Raw genomic sequence first — 16,130 nt, forward strand, 5'->3', positions numbered from 1 at the left:
GTATGGTAGTCTTTGCCCCATGAAGTTGGTGCAATACGAGCTTCCATATACAGCCCTTGTTCGTCCTCACGCAAAATTAATGAACCATTTTTTGTGGAAGAAAGGACCTTCGTATTGTCATGTTCCGCCAAAAAGTTGATTACATTCTTGTTTTGTAATGCTTTACGAAATGCGCCAGGAAGAATGCGTTCTACGAATTTTTTACGTTGTCCGAGTGTTTGGCTCCATTGGTTCGTTTTATTTACATAGCCCGACACCTTCAGGCCATCGTTATTTGTTTCTAAATCCATATCTTTAAATCGGATTTCTACTTGTTTCATAATGTCGTGCCACCTTTGTAAGTTCAGTTGTTTTTATAAATAAAAAAAACAGTCACCTGTTATGGTGACTGCTGTACGGTTAGAGGAGGTGAGCCGATTTCCGTTCAGCTCACATGAATTAAAAATGTCAAAAACATAGAACTATGCTATGTTGATGCCAAAAGGCACCAAGTCACATTGTCGCGACCGTTCGTTTCATAAAAATAAGAGGCTCTATGTTATTTATGGCAAAAATAACATATGAATTAAATTTCTATTTACTATCTTTTTGCGACAATGCAACTTGCTACCTTCCGACTTTATGAAATTGTCAAAAACGTCTCCACCATTTTTTAGCCCATTCGTATGTAAGATGTGGTTGGTTATATTCCGACAACATTTCATTGACTTTGTTCAAAGCTTGTTTTATGGTCAGTTTAATTTCATTGTTTTGTTCATCATGTTGCACACGTTCTTTTAATTCTTGAAGCTCCATACGTGCCAAAATGTTATAAAATTCGTCATCACTGATGATCTTGTTTTTTCTTAAACTTTCATCTAAAAATGCCATGTAATATGACCTCCATTCCTTATAAAATCGGTACGATTCGTACCCTTATAACTTATATATATAGATGTGATAGCATAATCAACTAGTTCTAAGTTTTTTTCTCCGACAAATTTGTTTTGCACCAAAAAAAGTTGATTAGGTACGCAAAATTTGACCAAAAAGTTCAACAGGTAGGTAATTCTAATAAAATTTTTACGCCAGAAGTCCAACAGGTAGGTCTGGTGTTAACAACCGTCCCCCGTAACTCGCAGTCCCCCTGCTATTTTTTCTTGGTGTTGTTAGGGGGCTATCTATTTGCGCTTCTTTTTCTTTTTTAAATCTTTTATTGTATCTATATCGCATAATATCTCAGCTATTAATTCAAGTAATTCAAATAATATATTCATGTAATCTCCTTTAAATAAATAAGCAACTGCATTTGATTACAGCTGCTTTATAATACAAAATCGTTTTCTATTTTTGCTTCAAAAGGAAAGTCTAATTGTTCTTTGGTTCCTAATTGCAAGTTACACGTCTTGCATAAAGTTACACAATTCGTTGGTTCATAAGTCAATTCGGGATATTTATCTCGTGGTTTAATATGATGAACTTCTAAACTTTTAGTTGTAATTAAGTTATATTTACGAATGCACCGTTGGCAATGAGCACCGTCTCGTATAATAACTTCCTTTCTGAAAGCTTTCCACTTTCCAGACCTAATTACTTTAGTCTTTTCAGGGTTGCGTTTGATATAATCTTTAGCATATTGTGTGCGTTGTACCTTCCTACATTTACATGTAGTGCCGTAATCAACTAACTTTCCGCATGAACATGTTACTGTCCACCCACTCATGAAGCTTCACCCTTCCATATTCTATAGCCACCAACGATTCTCGAAGGGTCTTGTAATGCGGAGCTGATACTGCCACGACTAACACCTAAAACTTTAGCTACATCTTTTTGTTTATATCCTGCAATAAAAGGTTTGGTATCTGTAGCTGAACCAGCTTGTATATTCAACGCCCAAATTGGTTTACGTTTAACTGGCTCATATTTTTTAGATTTCTTGATTTCTGTTCCTTCTACTTCTTGCGCTGTTTTACCAAGCATTTGAGCAATATCATTTGCTAATTCCATTACGATACGTTCATTCTCTTTATATTGTTTGGAATGACTTTCGGCATAAGCTTGACTTTCAACATACGTTTTATGACGCATATTAATGTTATATAAATAATTTACAGCCAAACTGATAGCGCTCATTTTTCGGTAGTCGCGTGTAAATCTACTGAAATCACTGTATGTCTTTTTGACTTGTTTCATTGTTTTATATAAAGTTGGTTGAATTAGGTTTGGGTTGTCAGTAATCATGTCTAAAGCCAACTTAAAACCGATGTACGTAAGCTGTTCATCTTCTTTTGTTTTAAATAACACCTTACTGTTTAATGCAGAAGTTAATTGATTTGCTTGTTCCTCAAAATTGGGTACGTTGTAAGCTTGGGTAATTAATTCTAATTTCATGATACAAACTTCCTTCCGTTGAATTTAATTTTATTTTCCATATCCATTACATTTAATTTATTTCTGTAATCATAAGCAACTTTAAATTGACCATCTAAAACAGTAAATTGTAGTTGATAACGTTTTGATTCAAATTTGATGTTGTTTCTATCATGAATGCTCATATAAAATCCATGATCTTCCGCATGTTCCGATATACCGTATTCAATAAGCGCTTCGACCGAAATAGCCGAGAAAATTCTGTATAGCTCAATGATGTTTTCATTCATTTCACGCATAATAATAACTCCCTTGTTTGTCTAAAGTATCTGTAATCTTATTTATGGCATTGTATAAAGATTTGCATCTAAAGGACCGTTTACCGATTTTTATAATATAAATGCTGTCTACAGCTTCAATTTCAATTCCAATACCGTTACTGGAGATAATCACCGTTGCATCTACAACAACATGAACATATCCTTTTTCTGTGAAAATGGCTGCTAATTCATGAGCCATCATATTTTCTTTTGTTATTCCAAATCCACTCATTATAAAATTTCCTCCTAAAAAAATAAGAGCCACCGAAGTGACTCATGTTAAGCAAATAATTTAATTAAACTTACAATTCCCCAAACAATTGCCCAAACAACTCCGATAAGCGCCGTTGTCATACAAACATAATCAGTTATTGTAAGCTCGCTGTCATTTTTAGTTACCGATTCTATTTCTTTTTTATCATTATAATCATCTAATAAACTGTTATATGACGTATAAGCATATGGTACCATTTCATTAGCAATTTTCACGTGTCGTTTTGCTTCGTTTAAATGTTGTTCTCGTTTATCCCATTCATTTTGAGGCGTTTTGTGCAATCTGATAATACCGTTCACATGGTCATAAACATTCAAATTTCCTTCATAAGGAAACTGTTCTTTTAGTCCTTCGATAATATGTGGTGAAACATTCGCATGTACTTTAATGCTTTCAACGTCTTTTGGTACGTTCACCGTATAAATCTTTTCTTCATCTTTAGTCAAAATGTCTTCAATATAATTCGTCATAATAAATTTCCTCCATTGGTTTATTTTTGAATATTAACTTTCAAAATGTTTTATATGTATCGTTTTTAACGTCCTAATATATATGTACAGTGAAAGCGCTTTCAATAAACTATGTTTTTGCATCTTTTTTAAAAAGGTACTTTCTACCCTATCTTCTGTTAAATTTCACAAGATCGCCGAAAGGCGAAAACATCACATTAGCGCAAGCTAATGGCTATTGCTAAGCTTGTCTGCAAATAGCCTATAATTATATAAAGTAATCATATTGGGCATTGCGGTAGCAATCCCCCGTCCGAGACAAGCTCGTCCGATGTGTCATTTTTTGTTTTGTTTGTTTTTATAAAATAAAACACCTCCTTAAAAAGGTCGGTTACTAATCATCTTCTTATAGTGAATGAATAGTATATGCCGTTTTTAAGGAGGTAATATTAAACTGTTGTTTTAATAACAAAATATAATCGTATTTTTTCAGTTCCTTGTTGTTTAGACAATAAAGAAAATCCATGTTCTTCAAGGAATGATTTAATAACACTGATGCCAGGTTTCTTGCCTTTTGTATTTTTTACACCGAATTTTTCAAACATATATTCTTTGAACTCCTCAAAGGTGGATTTGTTCATTTGTTTACCCAATTGACCATTAAGAAATGGAATTAAATGACGAGCTATATTTTCAGCAATGGTTTGTTTTTTCGCAAGATTTTCATGATACAGATTTTTATGGTCAACACTAATGTTCATGTAACCCATATCATTTAAAACGTGTTCCATTACCTTGTGAAGTGGCATGTTTTTTATATCATCATTCAATTGGATTTTTGCATCTAACAGGCGATTCAAGTAATTTAATCGGTAATACGATTTTGACACCAAACAGAAGTTAACAGTAAACACAGGAGTAAATAAATCCGTGTGTCCATCTACACGGTGCATTTTTACTTTAATACATGGAACAGTTGAATTTAATTCATGTTCATCTATTTTATCTTGTAATTTTTCAACCGTTTCACTATTCGATGAACCGACTAGCTGAGCATGTTTTAAACGACTTGCATATTCTTCAATGAAATCTCCACCGTTTAGATTTTTATATGCCTCGTACATCATAATTTGAGATAAAGCCTGTTCTTTTTCACGTTTCAAAAAGGTCCGGTCTGTATTGATTACCCAAACCTTGAGCTTATCGTCAGGGTTGTTAATATTGAACCGTTTACGTCCTATCATTTGTTTCATCGTTACAGGGTCGTAGTGATCCAATAGAATGATATGCTTGAGGTCTTCATCTTTAAAATCGACTCCATTATCGACAGCTGCGTTTGCAACTGCTCCGTCTTCATCGAATTTATGAAGCTCCACAAGATTTTGATATTTTGCGTTCATTTCTGTAATGATATAAAATTGTCCATTTTTACCGAACCATTTTGAATGATAGAATCCGACACAACGTGAATCGGTGGTTAATTCATCTGCCAAGTTAGCAATTTTATTTTTGGAATACGTGTTGTTCACAAACAAAATATACTTTTCCGTTAATGGAATGCCATTGATAATGTCGTTGAAGTCCTTGTTTGTGGTGATACATTCAATTCGTTCATTGAATCCAAGTTCATGCGAATAATCTATTTTATCAATTTCAATGCCACGTACTTTAACATAATCAATCAGTTCTTCTGGAGTAGCTGTGAACATCGTACAAGGAATGTCTTTAGAACGTTCAATGATTTGTGTAAATACATCGTCCGTTGTTCCATTCCATGAGTCCTGTAAAAAATAATGCGCTTCGTCCATGAGAATTAAATCAAACGCCTTTAGAAATTCTTCATCTTTATCAATTCTTTTTTGTGCGGTTTGATAGCTATAGACATGTACCGAGTTACGGTAGACATAATAACCATCTTTTTCAAATGTTTGCAAAAATGTTTCATCAATTGCCTTTAGATATTGTTCTAATAGCGCGGAACGATTGACCAATAACAATACACGTTTCATCCCAAATGGTGCTTTCATTGCTTGATACTCGTTTTTCATTTCCTCAACGATCAAATACGTTTTTCCACTACCTGTAGGAGCTACGCAAAGCTTTAAACCATTTATTTTAAACAAATTTTCTTTTTCTTCCGTTGATAGTATTTCTGCTAAGTAATTCATTTCAATTCCTCATTCCAATAGGAGTAACTTTCATATTATCTATTGTACTGTCAGCAATTTTACTGTCAGTCTAGCCATTTGAAAATCCCTCGATATTCCCTGATGACATATGTTAAGACCTACTAAAATGCCGATTTTAGGATATTTATATGAAGGGAAAATTTTGTCTTGTCAGCCATTTTCTAGTGTCTTATCATTAATTGGTAATATTTACTAAATAGGAGTGATTACCAATGGAAAACATGCTCGTAAAGCTAGCTAAGGTGTACACAAATGACCTAATGACTCAAATTTATTTCATGGAATTAATGAAAGAGACAATTGCAGAAATCGGAGGGAATTACAATGAATAAGGAGCTTATGACAAATGCTGTAGAAACATTGATGAAGTATAAAACAGCAGGCAAAGAAGAACAGATTATCTTTCATAAATTCCTTGAAGTTATGTGTGAAGCTGGTGGGAAGTATTACATTTTGGGACATCTTGAATTATTAGCAGAAGTGCTGAAGGAAAAAGAATGTGGAAGTTTAATTGATTATATTGCTAAGTACGATTACAAGGCAGCGCAACAATTAGACGTTTTAATGTTAGGTTGAGTTGCTGGTACATCTTATACACGGACAAGCTTTAATTGGCTTGTCTGTTTTTATAAACAACCGCATTACGTAATGATTATCTACCGAGGTAACTCTACCGCGTTAATACAGGCCATAAATACCGAAGTTATAACATGCAACGTTTTTGTATAAATAGGTGTACGGTATTTTACCGTAGACCTTGAAATAAAAGGACCTCGCGTTTCGCGATACCCTTGAAATTACAAAGGAGCTGTTACAAATGACAGAAGAAAAACGATTGAAGAATATCTACAAAAAGTCCATCGCCATGGATTTAATTAAGCTTGGGAATGATCTTCACCATACAATGAGAAACAAACGCAATCCCAAGTACCAAGTTTTTGTGTTCCACGACAATGAAAAGCTGATTGAAGACCTGCTTTACATTACAAGACGTAACCGCATAAACAAGGACTATGAAAATGGTAAAAAGTAGGTTTGTGCAAATTGTCGCCCTTGCTTTGGCAGTAACCCTGATGTATTCGGCTATCGGATACATCGTTTTTTGTGGTTCATTAGTACCAAGAACTGAAGAAATGGATAAAGTTGACATACAGAAAAAAAAGAGAGCAAAATACTATGAACGACTTGAGAAAAACCGCAAAGCTGTTGACGTTCGTAAACGGTGAAATAAGCTCATTTTGACCTGAATCTATAGACAAGGTGTGTTTTTAGGAATAATATGCGTTTATACAAACCAAAACAATTCAGTTCAAGAAAGGTACGGTATAAATGACAACGTTAGCAAACGCATTAGCTAAACACATGGAACATGAATTAACAAAGTTCTCTTATTTAACTGCTCTACTTGATGAAGAAGGCATGAAATACGATATCCTTCCATCAAATTCCAAAATCAGCATTTTAGTTTCAGCTAAAAACCAAAGCAAAATGACATTTCGAATTGAAACCAGTGATAAAGGTTATATATTATTTCCTGTTTATACCACTACTGAACATTTGCACAAGGTCGCATTGAAAAAAATCGAGCGCGTATATGCTGAAACAATTATTGATAATATACATCGCATTTCAAACAATTATCTTAAGGAAATGTTCAAACATTTTAGAGAAGAAGAAGCTTGGATGAAAAGACGTAAGCTATTACATAAAAAAGAATATCTAAACGACTTAAAACACGGTGTTGTCGTTTAAACGTATTAGCTTTCGTCTTGACGCATTTTTATCATTTCATAATTGATGATATTCAGATACTTCAAAACGTTCCGTATGCGTCAATCTATGAGGTCATTTTCTTACGCATTTGATTTTTTCATTCACTTAATGAAGAAATTAACTTCCGAGAAATTTTTTAAATAAATTTTGATCTTCTGCCTTACAAAAATCAGATACATAATACAATAGTTGTGTAATCGCAGAACGCAGTGAAAAATAATTTAAATAAATTTCAGTTGCTGACTGCAAATCGGATTTTTAACAGTATAATATCCGTGTAATGAAAAACAAACGGAGGTAATCCGATGAATATAACATTGACGGATTATGAAAAATCCGTATTGAAAAATTGGAAGAAAAAACACCGTGAAGTATATTTGATGAAAAAATTCATTCACTGGTACAAAGCTGAAATCAATATTTCACAACGAGATTGTCACCAACGTTTGAATCAATTTCTGATTGAAAATGAGTATAAACCCAAAAAAAGCTACACCTCGGTATTTCATTTATGGCACGAATCGTTTACGCCTTTAGAAATGAAATCATGACGTAAATATTTTTCAGAATTTTCACTTAATTATCCTTACAGTTAATGAACTTCACAGTAAAATAACTAAGTGATAACAAATCGCACACAAAAAATTTAAAAAAAATTAAACTTTCGGAGGAAATTAAAATGAAAAACATCGAACAAGTATTAGCTAAATTAAAAAACGAAATCAAAATGCAAAGAGAAGTTTCTTCTTCTTTATCAGAATATGAAAGAACAATGTTGCTAAAGAAAATAGAAACAGTTGGTCTTATTGAAGAAGGTTATTTTAAAACCGAAGAACACGTTAATAAATGGCTTGAATTACATGAAACGATTGAACAATTTAATGCTGATAAGAATTTTAACATAAGTCATTATTTCGAATTTGAATTTGAATCTGGAAAATCTATAATTGCCAGTTTCTATGAAGACATTTCTAAAACAACATATGTCAGTTTTGCGAATAATAAATTGCTTATGAATGATAAAGAAATTGATTCCGTTAATACAATGTTAAATTTAATCGAATTTGATCTTGTAAAAACTGCTCACAAAATTGCTAAAGAAAAAGAAATTACAGATTTCAAATACGGCAGACAAAAGAAACTTGCTGAGGTATTAATTGGTATTATTGACAGTGACATTCCCAAAAATTATTATGAAACCGAATTTGCCGTGTTTAATAGCGTACTGTTATTTGAATATGCTAACGTTTTTGACGAATCTATTCAAATTGAAATTGGACTACAAACTGACCGTCAAATTTATGTAACTTTAAATGATGAAGGTATTGTATTTAAAAGTAAATCTGTTGAAAGTATCGTCAATTATATTACACAACAAGTCTATGAACTTGAAGGTTTTGGAAAAACAGATTCAAAATGTGTAGACATTCCTGATTTTTGATTAAAACATGGAGCTCGTAAGGGCTCCCTGTTAAAAAGATTGAATATTTTGAATATATATTTTCAATTTAAAAAATTAAACTTTTGGAGGAATTTTATCATGAAAAAAATTACATTAGGTCTTGAAGGAACAGAATTTAATCAAATCGCAGTTGACGGAGAAAACGCCGTGTATTACAACGGTGAACTTAACAACTTAATCATTGTACGAACAGATGCTACCGATGGAGCTTCAAACAAAAATAATGACACAATTGAGGAAGTGTTCGGTTATCTTGTTGGAAACCGTTTTGAAGATTTTTGTATGTCTGCGGAATATTTTAGTAACTGCACAATCTTAGTTCACAAACCATGGCATACAACAACAGATTTTGTTGCTAACTACGATTTAAACCCAAAAATGTTATTATCACCTAATCGTAGTGTCAAAGGTTACACACGAGCTTTTAACAAAGCTTGTCCTGAATTGCTTCCTTATAAATTGATTGAAATTATGAATGGAAAAGTTTATCGACATGGAGAAATTCCTGAAGAAGTTTTTGAAGCATATGATGGAGTTAACCAATAACAACATACGGTATACTTGAATAAATTTATAGAAAAAGACGATCTTTTTAGGTCGTCTTTTTTTCCGTTTCATCTTCAATTAATGTAAACAAATCGTCCAAAGTTACGTCAAAATATGTCATTAATTTTGCTAATAGACTAGCTGGTATTCGCCTGTTATTCATATCACGATTGTTCGCCAAATCGTTTATTGTATCGCGCCTTTCATTGATTTCTTCGGACAATTTCCTTACAGAAATTTCATGTTCATCTAAATATTTTTTTAAATGACATTGTAATTTTACGTTCTCCAAAATTGACCTCCTTCTCAAAAAAATTCAATAATTTATTGACTTTTCATTATGTACGGTGCTAACATTAAGTCAACAGGTTGGCTCGTTTACCGTGTCGGCTCAGTAAACGTGTTAATACTAAATTATTTAATTCATTTTAACATATAAAGGAGCTGGTAGAGATGGAAAAAGCTGAAAAATTGTTAATGGGTATTGAAAATGTTTTGGGTATGGCTAACGAGTTATTTGACGAGGTAGCGCGTTTAAAACAAGTCGAGGAAGAATGTAAAATCTTAAAAGAGAAATTGTTCCTAGCGCAATTTACACGGTCAGAACGTGAAGTATTTGAGCTTGCTTTAGACGGTCTTTCATCATCAAAAATGGCTGAGTGGTTGTTCAAAGAACGCAGTACAATTTCACAACAACGTAAGGACATTTGCAAAAAGTTAGGCGTTAAAAACATCAAAGCAGCAGTCGAAAAATTTCAACAAATCCACCAAGAGCCACACCAAAAAATCCACCAAGAATCACCTCAGAAGCTCGTACACATTTCATAAAAAGTAAAAAAGTCATGGGCACCGTGAGTGGACACCATATAAGCTCCACATCAACAGCATGTATTGACCAGTTCAACTTTTATATAATCACTGGCTTTACAGCATGTATTCACCAGCTCGACACATTGGAAAAAATTTTGATATCACTACTTTTGGGTTAAAAACGTTGAATCGTTGGGCTTTGCCCAACATATCACGACCACGTGATATCAAATTTTCCTTATGCTCTTAATTTTTTCTTTATGGTAATTTTCCAATTCAAAGGAGGAAGCATTTTAATGAACATTTTTTTGAGGAATATTGATAAGGCCACAGTAAAAAAAATTGATGAAATCGCAAAAGAGCAGGGACGTTCCCGACAAGAATTTTTAAAAAGTTACCTCGAATACATGGCAAACTTCCGTGAACAATCTGAACGTGAAGCTCGACTCACACATTTGATTGAAACCAATACAATCATGATGGAACGTTTTGCGAGATCAGCAGAGAACATGAATGAAATTTTAAAAGAAATGATGGAGGAAGTGAACATTGATGAACTCAAACTCAACTAAGCATAGGCGTATGATTTCACTTGATGATGAAACAAACCAGTTTATCGAAGATTACATGATTAAATATAAAAAGCGCTTCCCAGGCGAAGCTATTGAAGAAATTTGCCAGAAGTACAATGAACTGCAAAACAAAGAATGGTCGTTGCAAAAAATCACACAAACTGTTTCCAATGAGCTAACGAATGATTTGAAAAGGGAACTTAAAAAGTTACAACTAGGAGTAAATCATGCGGATAAAAATATTCAAATAGCTGTGGAACTTTTAAACGGAGCTTATTATCATCATAACTGGCAAGGCGTGTTTACTACGGATTACGGAAAGGACGCAACGAAATATGCTTGGGAATGTGTGGAGAAGAGAATTGAAGAACAACGACAAAAACGACTGGAGCAACTAGCATTAAACGATTGACTGTCATTTATGGCGGTCTTTTTCTTTAAGGAGGTGACCAATATGCAGAACATCACTAGGCGCACTAGTTTCCCGCGTAGGACGTTTTTACGAGTTTCATATACAAATGTATGTGTATGTAATAAAAATCAAATGCTGACCTATGCAAATTCGATTTTTTTTGCTCTCTATCAATCTGACAATTTTCTTTGATATAATACAAAATAAGAGACAAGGAGTGGAGTCCTTGTCTCAGGTTTGGTGTACCCTCTAAAAAAGTACGTTTATTTAGTTATGTTTAATTATACGGGTACTCCAACAAAAATTCAACCGTTGGAGGTATGGAAAATTATGAATTTAATGAAACTATTATCAGGTGATGGCTTTGTAATGTACAACCGTGAAATTGCTCACGAGGTATCGGTAAACGGATCAATTATTTTTGGTCAACTATGTTCCAGCTACAGTTATTTTGAAAACCGAGATGAATTAACAAATATTGACGGTAAAAACCATTTCTACATAACTTCTGAAAAATTAACGGAATATACCGCATTATCATATAAACAACAAGCCAAGGCAATCAAGGAGCTTGAACGAGCTGGTTACATAGAAACAAAGTTAAAAGGTCTGCCAGCAGTTAAATATTTTCACATTGTTATAGACAAGCTTGTAAACAATTTAATGAATGAGTTGCAAGATAAAAATGATGAGGTAAAACCAAGCATTGCCGAAAGGGAAAACCTGAACATATCAACGATTTCAGAAGATGAAACGTCAGCAACCATTGATATGACCAGCTTTGACAAAAGGGAAGAACTTGATATGCCGAAAGGTGAAGACCAGCCTGTACAAAAGGTCACGGAAATAATAAATACTAATAAAACATCAAAAATAAAAGATAAAGATATTGTTAACAAGAAAAAGGCGGTTAACAATCAATCTACTAATTCAATTAAAATTTCTCAGGACGAAATCATTCATAAATTATGTTCTGAATTTATGTCTAAAGGCATGAACAAATCTCTTTGTTTACGAGTAGTTGAAGAAGCTAAAAAGAAAAAGAACGTTGATAATTTTGGTGCGTACCTTAGAACGTGTTTACAGAATACGTTGTATAAAAGTCAATTGAAAAATGGGCAACTTGATCTCTCTGATAAATTTGGAAACAGTAGTATGTTATTTTACAATTTCTTAAATGATGATGAAGAATAAATTGAACTTGGAATAAAAAAAAGGTTATCATCGTTCTATAACGAATTACATACAACATGAGCAAGCATGAACGGGGTGAAGAACGTGATAGAAAATGAAGAACGTGCATATTGGACACATGAAGTTGCTGAACAACTTGAAGTAGGTCAAAGCACATTACGTAAATGGTGCTTAGAATTGGAAAAGAACGAGTACTCGTTCACGAAAGGCGAACAAGAAAGTCGTGCATTTTTACAACGTGATATTGATATTTTAAAACACATGAAAAATGAAATCCGTAATAAGAAAAAATCACTCAAAGACGGGGCTAAAATCGCGCTAGACAAGGCGAGAACGGGGGTCGTTCTTGTAGAACAGAAGGAAGAACAACATGAGCAAGCGCCCCTCGTTCCAGCCGAACAAACACAACCGATGTTCTCTTTGGACGATGTACGGAATATAATACGTGAGGAGCTTCAAGAACGAGACAAAGCGCGTAATGACGAACGAGACAAAGCGCTCATGAACGTCATGCGCGAACTTCAAGACGTTAAGAAAATGCTCGCATCCACACACGACAATAAAAAGCCGTGGTGGAAATTTTGGTCATAAATATCAAAATATTTACATAGGAATGTAGCATACATACAGCTAATGGCGTTTATAAACTCCATACATAATGAACGCCATTTGTTACATTTATTCCTGTGTAAATGCTATTTTATTTCCTTCGAGTATGTTTTAATATTTACACACCTTGTAGAAAAAACGATAATTTGTCATCAGCTTGTGTAAATGGTGTAACAGCTATTTTAGAAGTCTGTTCATACATTTACCTAACGTAAGTTGAACGTGAGTTGAAGTTATAATTTATTCGGTATCAAATAGTCTTACTTAAGTTCAACTTCTGTTATAGAATTGATACCGTTGCAGAATTGGGTTCAACTATAGGTCAACTTGTCTTTTGAATATTAATATTCAAAATGGGTGGGAGTATCAAAAATATGTAAAAAATATCTAAAAAGGTTGCATATGTCATTTCTGCAACGTCTCAAATATGCAATAATTGGTTGTAAAATTGACATAAAAACAACCACGAATATGATTGCTAGGTAAAACCAAATAAATGAATGTATGAAATAGGCATTGTTTCACCACCTTTCTTACTACTATTGTACTCCGTTAGTTTTTGGTGTAAGGAAAGAAACCAAAAAAAAATGACCACCCAGTAATTAAACTAGGTGGTTTGTAAAGGACAGACAAGCAATGCCAACCGATATAAATATAAACACGGATAATTGTTTAATGGTACTTCAGAAGGTTTTCTCCATTAAACTTATGGTTTCTTTAAGGTTTGATTTCATAATATCCCTCGTTTTAGGCACGAAAAAACAAAGGCCAGTCAAGTATTATGCAAATCATGTATTTAAAGTCACCAAGCTGCATTGATTTTTATTACGTCAGTATATCGCCCAAAATATATACGCAAATTCAATACAGGTTGCTAACTTCAAGTAACATAAATAACGTTCCATGATCTCGCACGGAACGTTATCTACTAAAATATTGGTTTTACGTTGTTTTAACGATTACAATTGCTCGTGGGTTTACGACTTTACCATCAATATAAATTTCTCCAAGTGAAATTGAAGATTTTTTATATTCTTGGATTGTGTCGCCTTTGATTTGTTTTACTTCTGCATCTTTAGCAATTGAAACAGCATATGCTTGGAATGGATTGATGAATACAGCTCCAACTTTTTGACCAGAAGTAAATGCGTTTACTTTGTATACGGGTAAACCAAATACACGACCAATTGCGCCAGTAGGCACGTTATCATATTTCAAAATGGAAGCACCTGAGCCATCAACAATTGAAGAAATCTTTGAAACGTCTTCAACTACTAACATAGCGCCTTCAAGACTTTTAGGTTGTTTAGTTAGTTGAATGTATGCTTTCCACAAATCATCATAAGCAATTGCTGTAGATGATCCTGTAACAACATTAATGTCTTCCAATTTATTTGTTCCAGCATTGTGAAGTAAAATGTTTTGTAATCCAATTGTTCCATTTGCGTCACCTGTATTAAACATGTCTTCTTCGATACCTAACAAAACATTGTAAGTTAACAAATTTTTGACATGATTATTAAATGTAGGCTGAATCGCCATTCCTAGTGCGTTTTGTGTAATTTCAATAGCAGATGCCATTCGTTTTTGACGTAATTTAACTTCTTTAAAGTTGGGGTCTGTAGTTGATACATTTGCCATTTCAGCTACGATTTTAGCAGGTGTATATCCCATATTAGCAAGGAATTTATATTCGCCATTAGCTTGAAAAATATTGGTGAATGATGCTACAGAACCACCTGTTTTCGCGATTTCAAGAATTGTGTCTGAAATGGATTTAATTAATACATTGGGTCCCATATTCGCCGGACTAGTTGTTGTTGCCATAATAAAAAATCTCCTTTGATATCAGAATTTTCTGAAAATAAAAAGCCCAGTTAATACTGAGCTTCGTAGTTTTAAATGTTTGTAACGGACATAGTTTTGAATGCTTGCGGATTTAGAATTTTACCGTCCATGTAACCGTCAAGCATTAGTAATTGCGAGCCACGTAAAGCTTGTGTCGTATCGTCCGTAATATGACGGAACTTTGCACCTTTTTTGGTCATTGTTGCGTAACCTTCAAAAAAGTTGCCCAATACAATCAATTTCTTACTTGGATTTAAAGACAAGTCGTCCATAGCTTGACTTATATACACTGGGTGTCCTAAAAGTTCATATGGTACGTTTTCTTTAATATCAGGCACCATGTGCAAGTCACCGTTACTTTGTTTTAATTTGACAATATAATTGAATGCTTTACGACTCATAACCCAAATTGCATCACCGTGAAAATCTTCGTGTAATGAATTATAAAAATCTAAAAGCTTGTCCATATTGATTGTTTGTAAATCTGCTACAGTCGTAGTTTCGATTGTATTTGTAGGTGAATCAATTAAAATTCCTTGGAACTGTTTATCTGCGTCACCTGTACCAACTAAAATATTTTCATCGACAGTTTGACCGTATCTGCGACCTACAAGATTTGTTGCATAATTAACAATATCAATTCCTGAGTCGTTAATTGTTTGTTCAGAAATCTCAATAGCTGTACCTACACGTTTTTGGTCAAGACGTACCTTTTTCATTGTGAAATCGTCAGAAGTAAGGTTTAACCCTTCACCGATGAATGAAGCAGCCCTACCCATATCATCATCAGCCAGAATTTCTAAAGAACCGTTAACAGGCGTGAAATTACGAGTACGAGCAAATAATGGAGCAGTTTCACGGACTTTTAATACAACTTCTTCATGAATATGTGTTGGAACTAACATACTTCCTGCGCCTGAGCCAGCTAACATAGCGCGTTCCTCGCCCTGTTCATTGCGAAGAAATTGTTCAAGCGCACGTCTTTCTTGTTTTTGTGTCATATTTTCTTTATTTCTGTTTTCCGTTTTATTAGATGTCACCTTATCAAAAGATGCCAATTTGTCGCGATACTTATCTAAATTAACTTGCGTTACCATTTGTTTTTCCTCCGATATATTAATCTGTGGTTCTTCGATAATTTCAATGGATCTTGTAGCTTGAATAGTTGACTGCACGTAAGCAGGGAACTCCACCGCAGAGACCTCATACAATGCCAAATCAGAAATTGAACGTTCGTAAGTACCGTCTGAACGTTTCTCCCATTCATCTTTAAGAACTGACATTCCGAATGACATATTTTGAATAATGCCTTCTTTAATTAAC

The 16,130-nt window shown here is 33.8% G+C and carries 22 protein-coding genes; 11 read left to right on the forward strand and 11 right to left on the reverse strand.

What is annotated here, in order from left to right; genetic code table 11:
• The 8 genes from ACO1DI_RS12430 to ACO1DI_RS12465 form a co-directional block, all read right to left on the reverse strand.
• Positions 1-320, reverse strand: a 320-nt coding sequence (locus ACO1DI_RS12430; protein WP_423145318.1) for an HK97 family phage prohead protease, incomplete at its 3' end; no start/stop codon positions are given.
• Between the two features lie 310 nt (positions 321-630).
• Entirely contained in the window at positions 631-870 is a 240-nt protein-coding gene (locus ACO1DI_RS12435) for a hypothetical protein (protein WP_423145319.1), read from the reverse strand.
• A gap of 433 nt (positions 871-1,303) precedes the next feature.
• Positions 1,304-1,702, reverse strand: a complete 399-nt coding sequence (locus ACO1DI_RS12440) for an HNH endonuclease (protein WP_423145320.1) — start codon at positions 1,700-1,702, stop codon at positions 1,304-1,306.
• Positions 1,699-2,370 carry a hypothetical protein gene (locus tag ACO1DI_RS12445; protein ID WP_423145321.1) on the reverse strand — a complete coding sequence of 224 codons (672 nt, stop codon included), beginning with the start codon at positions 2,368-2,370 and terminating at the stop codon, positions 1,699-1,701. Before ACO1DI_RS12445 ends, ACO1DI_RS12440 begins: the two co-directional genes overlap by 4 nt.
• Complete coding sequence (locus tag ACO1DI_RS12450; protein WP_423145322.1) at positions 2,367-2,648, reverse strand: hypothetical protein; 282 nt, start codon at positions 2,646-2,648, stop codon at positions 2,367-2,369. The genes ACO1DI_RS12445 and ACO1DI_RS12450 overlap by 4 nt, the downstream gene beginning before the upstream one ends.
• Positions 2,641-2,901 (reverse strand): hypothetical protein, encoded by a 261-nt coding sequence (locus ACO1DI_RS12455; protein ID WP_423145323.1) that lies wholly within the window; start codon positions 2,899-2,901, stop codon positions 2,641-2,643. The genes ACO1DI_RS12450 and ACO1DI_RS12455 overlap by 8 nt, the downstream gene beginning before the upstream one ends.
• 47 nt (positions 2,902-2,948) lie before the next feature.
• On the reverse strand, positions 2,949-3,413 hold the full coding sequence (locus tag ACO1DI_RS12460; protein ID WP_423145324.1) for a hypothetical protein: 465 nt from the start codon (positions 3,411-3,413) through the stop codon (positions 2,949-2,951).
• Between the two features lie 428 nt (positions 3,414-3,841).
• Positions 3,842-5,560 carry a DEAD/DEAH box helicase gene (locus tag ACO1DI_RS12465; protein ID WP_423145325.1) on the reverse strand — a complete coding sequence of 573 codons (1,719 nt, stop codon included), beginning with the start codon at positions 5,558-5,560 and terminating at the stop codon, positions 3,842-3,844.
• Between the two features lie 345 nt (positions 5,561-5,905).
• Here ACO1DI_RS12465 and ACO1DI_RS12470 point away from each other — a divergent pair, with 345 nt between their 5' ends.
• The 6 genes from ACO1DI_RS12470 to ACO1DI_RS12495 all read left to right on the forward strand — a co-directional run bounded on the left by ACO1DI_RS12470 (position 5,906) and on the right by ACO1DI_RS12495 (position 9,362).
• Positions 5,906-6,157: a hypothetical protein gene (locus ACO1DI_RS12470; protein WP_423145326.1), complete on the forward strand. Its 252-nt coding sequence runs from the start codon at positions 5,906-5,908 to the stop codon at positions 6,155-6,157.
• 241 nt (positions 6,158-6,398) lie between these two features.
• Positions 6,399-6,614 (forward strand): hypothetical protein, encoded by a 216-nt coding sequence (locus ACO1DI_RS12475; RefSeq protein WP_423145327.1) that lies wholly within the window; start codon positions 6,399-6,401, stop codon positions 6,612-6,614.
• Between the two features lie 296 nt (positions 6,615-6,910).
• A complete protein-coding gene (locus ACO1DI_RS12480) occupies positions 6,911-7,333 on the forward strand; it encodes a hypothetical protein (protein ID WP_423145328.1) in 423 nt (140 codons plus the stop codon).
• 326 nt (positions 7,334-7,659) lie between these two features.
• On the forward strand, positions 7,660-7,905 hold the full coding sequence (locus tag ACO1DI_RS12485; RefSeq protein WP_423145329.1) for a hypothetical protein: 246 nt from the start codon (positions 7,660-7,662) through the stop codon (positions 7,903-7,905).
• Positions 7,906-8,033: 128 nt separating this feature from the next.
• Positions 8,034-8,795 (forward strand): hypothetical protein, encoded by a 762-nt coding sequence (locus ACO1DI_RS12490; protein ID WP_423145330.1) that lies wholly within the window; start codon positions 8,034-8,036, stop codon positions 8,793-8,795.
• A 99-nt stretch (positions 8,796-8,894) separates the two neighbouring features.
• On the forward strand, positions 8,895-9,362 hold the full coding sequence (locus ACO1DI_RS12495; protein WP_423145331.1) for a hypothetical protein: 468 nt from the start codon (positions 8,895-8,897) through the stop codon (positions 9,360-9,362).
• 46 nt (positions 9,363-9,408) lie between these two features.
• Here ACO1DI_RS12495 and ACO1DI_RS12500 read toward each other — a convergent pair whose 3' ends face one another.
• On the reverse strand, positions 9,409-9,654 hold the full coding sequence (locus ACO1DI_RS12500; protein WP_423145332.1) for a helix-turn-helix domain-containing protein: 246 nt from the start codon (positions 9,652-9,654) through the stop codon (positions 9,409-9,411).
• 161 nt (positions 9,655-9,815) lie between these two features.
• On the opposite strand from ACO1DI_RS12500, the gene ACO1DI_RS12505 reads away from it, so the two are divergent.
• The 5 genes from ACO1DI_RS12505 (at position 9,816) to ACO1DI_RS12525 (ending at position 12,941) form a co-directional block, all read left to right on the forward strand.
• Positions 9,816-10,190 (forward strand): helix-turn-helix transcriptional regulator, encoded by a 375-nt coding sequence (locus ACO1DI_RS12505; protein WP_423145333.1) that lies wholly within the window; start codon positions 9,816-9,818, stop codon positions 10,188-10,190.
• A gap of 278 nt (positions 10,191-10,468) precedes the next feature.
• Positions 10,469-10,744, forward strand: a complete 276-nt coding sequence (locus ACO1DI_RS12510) for a ribbon-helix-helix protein, CopG family (RefSeq protein WP_423145334.1) — start codon at positions 10,469-10,471, stop codon at positions 10,742-10,744.
• Complete coding sequence (locus ACO1DI_RS12515) at positions 10,725-11,156, forward strand: hypothetical protein (protein ID WP_423145339.1); 432 nt, start codon at positions 10,725-10,727, stop codon at positions 11,154-11,156. The genes ACO1DI_RS12510 and ACO1DI_RS12515 overlap by 20 nt, the downstream gene beginning before the upstream one ends.
• A 273-nt stretch (positions 11,157-11,429) precedes the next feature.
• Positions 11,430-12,350 carry a hypothetical protein gene (locus ACO1DI_RS12520; RefSeq protein ID WP_423145335.1) on the forward strand — a complete coding sequence of 307 codons (921 nt, stop codon included), beginning with the start codon at positions 11,430-11,432 and terminating at the stop codon, positions 12,348-12,350.
• A gap of 75 nt (positions 12,351-12,425) precedes the next feature.
• Positions 12,426-12,941 (forward strand): DUF3967 domain-containing protein, encoded by a 516-nt coding sequence (locus tag ACO1DI_RS12525; protein WP_423145336.1) that lies wholly within the window; start codon positions 12,426-12,428, stop codon positions 12,939-12,941.
• Positions 12,942-13,901: 960 nt separating this feature from the next.
• On the opposite strand, the gene ACO1DI_RS12530 is transcribed toward ACO1DI_RS12525, so the two are convergent.
• Complete coding sequence (locus ACO1DI_RS12530; RefSeq protein WP_423145337.1) at positions 13,902-14,786, reverse strand: phage major capsid protein; 885 nt, start codon at positions 14,784-14,786, stop codon at positions 13,902-13,904.
• Positions 14,787-14,857: 71 nt separating this feature from the next.
• Positions 14,858-16,130 (reverse strand): phage major capsid protein (locus ACO1DI_RS12535; RefSeq protein ID WP_423145338.1); only part of this gene is annotated, 1,273 nt, incomplete at its 5' end.

It is taken from the genome of Priestia sp. 40, from assembly GCF_049368575.1.
Taxonomy (GTDB): Bacteria; Bacillota; Bacilli; order Bacillales; family Bacillaceae_H; genus Priestia; species Priestia zanthoxyli.

Coding starts and splice junctions, on each gene's coding strand:
- ACO1DI_RS12515 (WP_423145339.1), top strand. CDS start 10,725: ATGAACTCAAACTCAACTAAGCATAGGCGTATGATTTCACTTGATGAT.
- ACO1DI_RS12440 (WP_423145320.1), bottom strand. CDS start 1,702: ATGAGTGGGTGGACAGTAACATGTTCATGCGGAAAGTTAGTTGATTAC.
- ACO1DI_RS12450 (WP_423145322.1), bottom strand. CDS start 2,648: ATGCGTGAAATGAATGAAAACATCATTGAGCTATACAGAATTTTCTCG.
- ACO1DI_RS12480 (WP_423145328.1), top strand. CDS start 6,911: ATGACAACGTTAGCAAACGCATTAGCTAAACACATGGAACATGAATTA.
- ACO1DI_RS12445 (WP_423145321.1), bottom strand. CDS start 2,370: ATGAAATTAGAATTAATTACCCAAGCTTACAACGTACCCAATTTTGAG.
- ACO1DI_RS12435 (WP_423145319.1), bottom strand. CDS start 870: ATGGCATTTTTAGATGAAAGTTTAAGAAAAAACAAGATCATCAGTGAT.
- ACO1DI_RS12475 (WP_423145327.1), top strand. CDS start 6,399: ATGACAGAAGAAAAACGATTGAAGAATATCTACAAAAAGTCCATCGCC.
- ACO1DI_RS12495 (WP_423145331.1), top strand. CDS start 8,895: ATGAAAAAAATTACATTAGGTCTTGAAGGAACAGAATTTAATCAAATC.
- ACO1DI_RS12465 (WP_423145325.1), bottom strand. CDS start 5,560: ATGAATTACTTAGCAGAAATACTATCAACGGAAGAAAAAGAAAATTTG.
- ACO1DI_RS12455 (WP_423145323.1), bottom strand. CDS start 2,901: ATGAGTGGATTTGGAATAACAAAAGAAAATATGATGGCTCATGAATTA.
- ACO1DI_RS12470 (WP_423145326.1), top strand. CDS start 5,906: ATGAATAAGGAGCTTATGACAAATGCTGTAGAAACATTGATGAAGTAT.
- ACO1DI_RS12510 (WP_423145334.1), top strand. CDS start 10,469: ATGAACATTTTTTTGAGGAATATTGATAAGGCCACAGTAAAAAAAATT.
- ACO1DI_RS12505 (WP_423145333.1), top strand. CDS start 9,816: ATGGAAAAAGCTGAAAAATTGTTAATGGGTATTGAAAATGTTTTGGGT.
- ACO1DI_RS12530 (WP_423145337.1), bottom strand. CDS start 14,786: ATGGCAACAACAACTAGTCCGGCGAATATGGGACCCAATGTATTAATT.
- ACO1DI_RS12520 (WP_423145335.1), top strand. CDS start 11,430: ATGTTTAATTATACGGGTACTCCAACAAAAATTCAACCGTTGGAGGTA.
- ACO1DI_RS12485 (WP_423145329.1), top strand. CDS start 7,660: ATGAATATAACATTGACGGATTATGAAAAATCCGTATTGAAAAATTGG.
- ACO1DI_RS12460 (WP_423145324.1), bottom strand. CDS start 3,413: ATGACGAATTATATTGAAGACATTTTGACTAAAGATGAAGAAAAGATT.
- ACO1DI_RS12490 (WP_423145330.1), top strand. CDS start 8,034: ATGAAAAACATCGAACAAGTATTAGCTAAATTAAAAAACGAAATCAAA.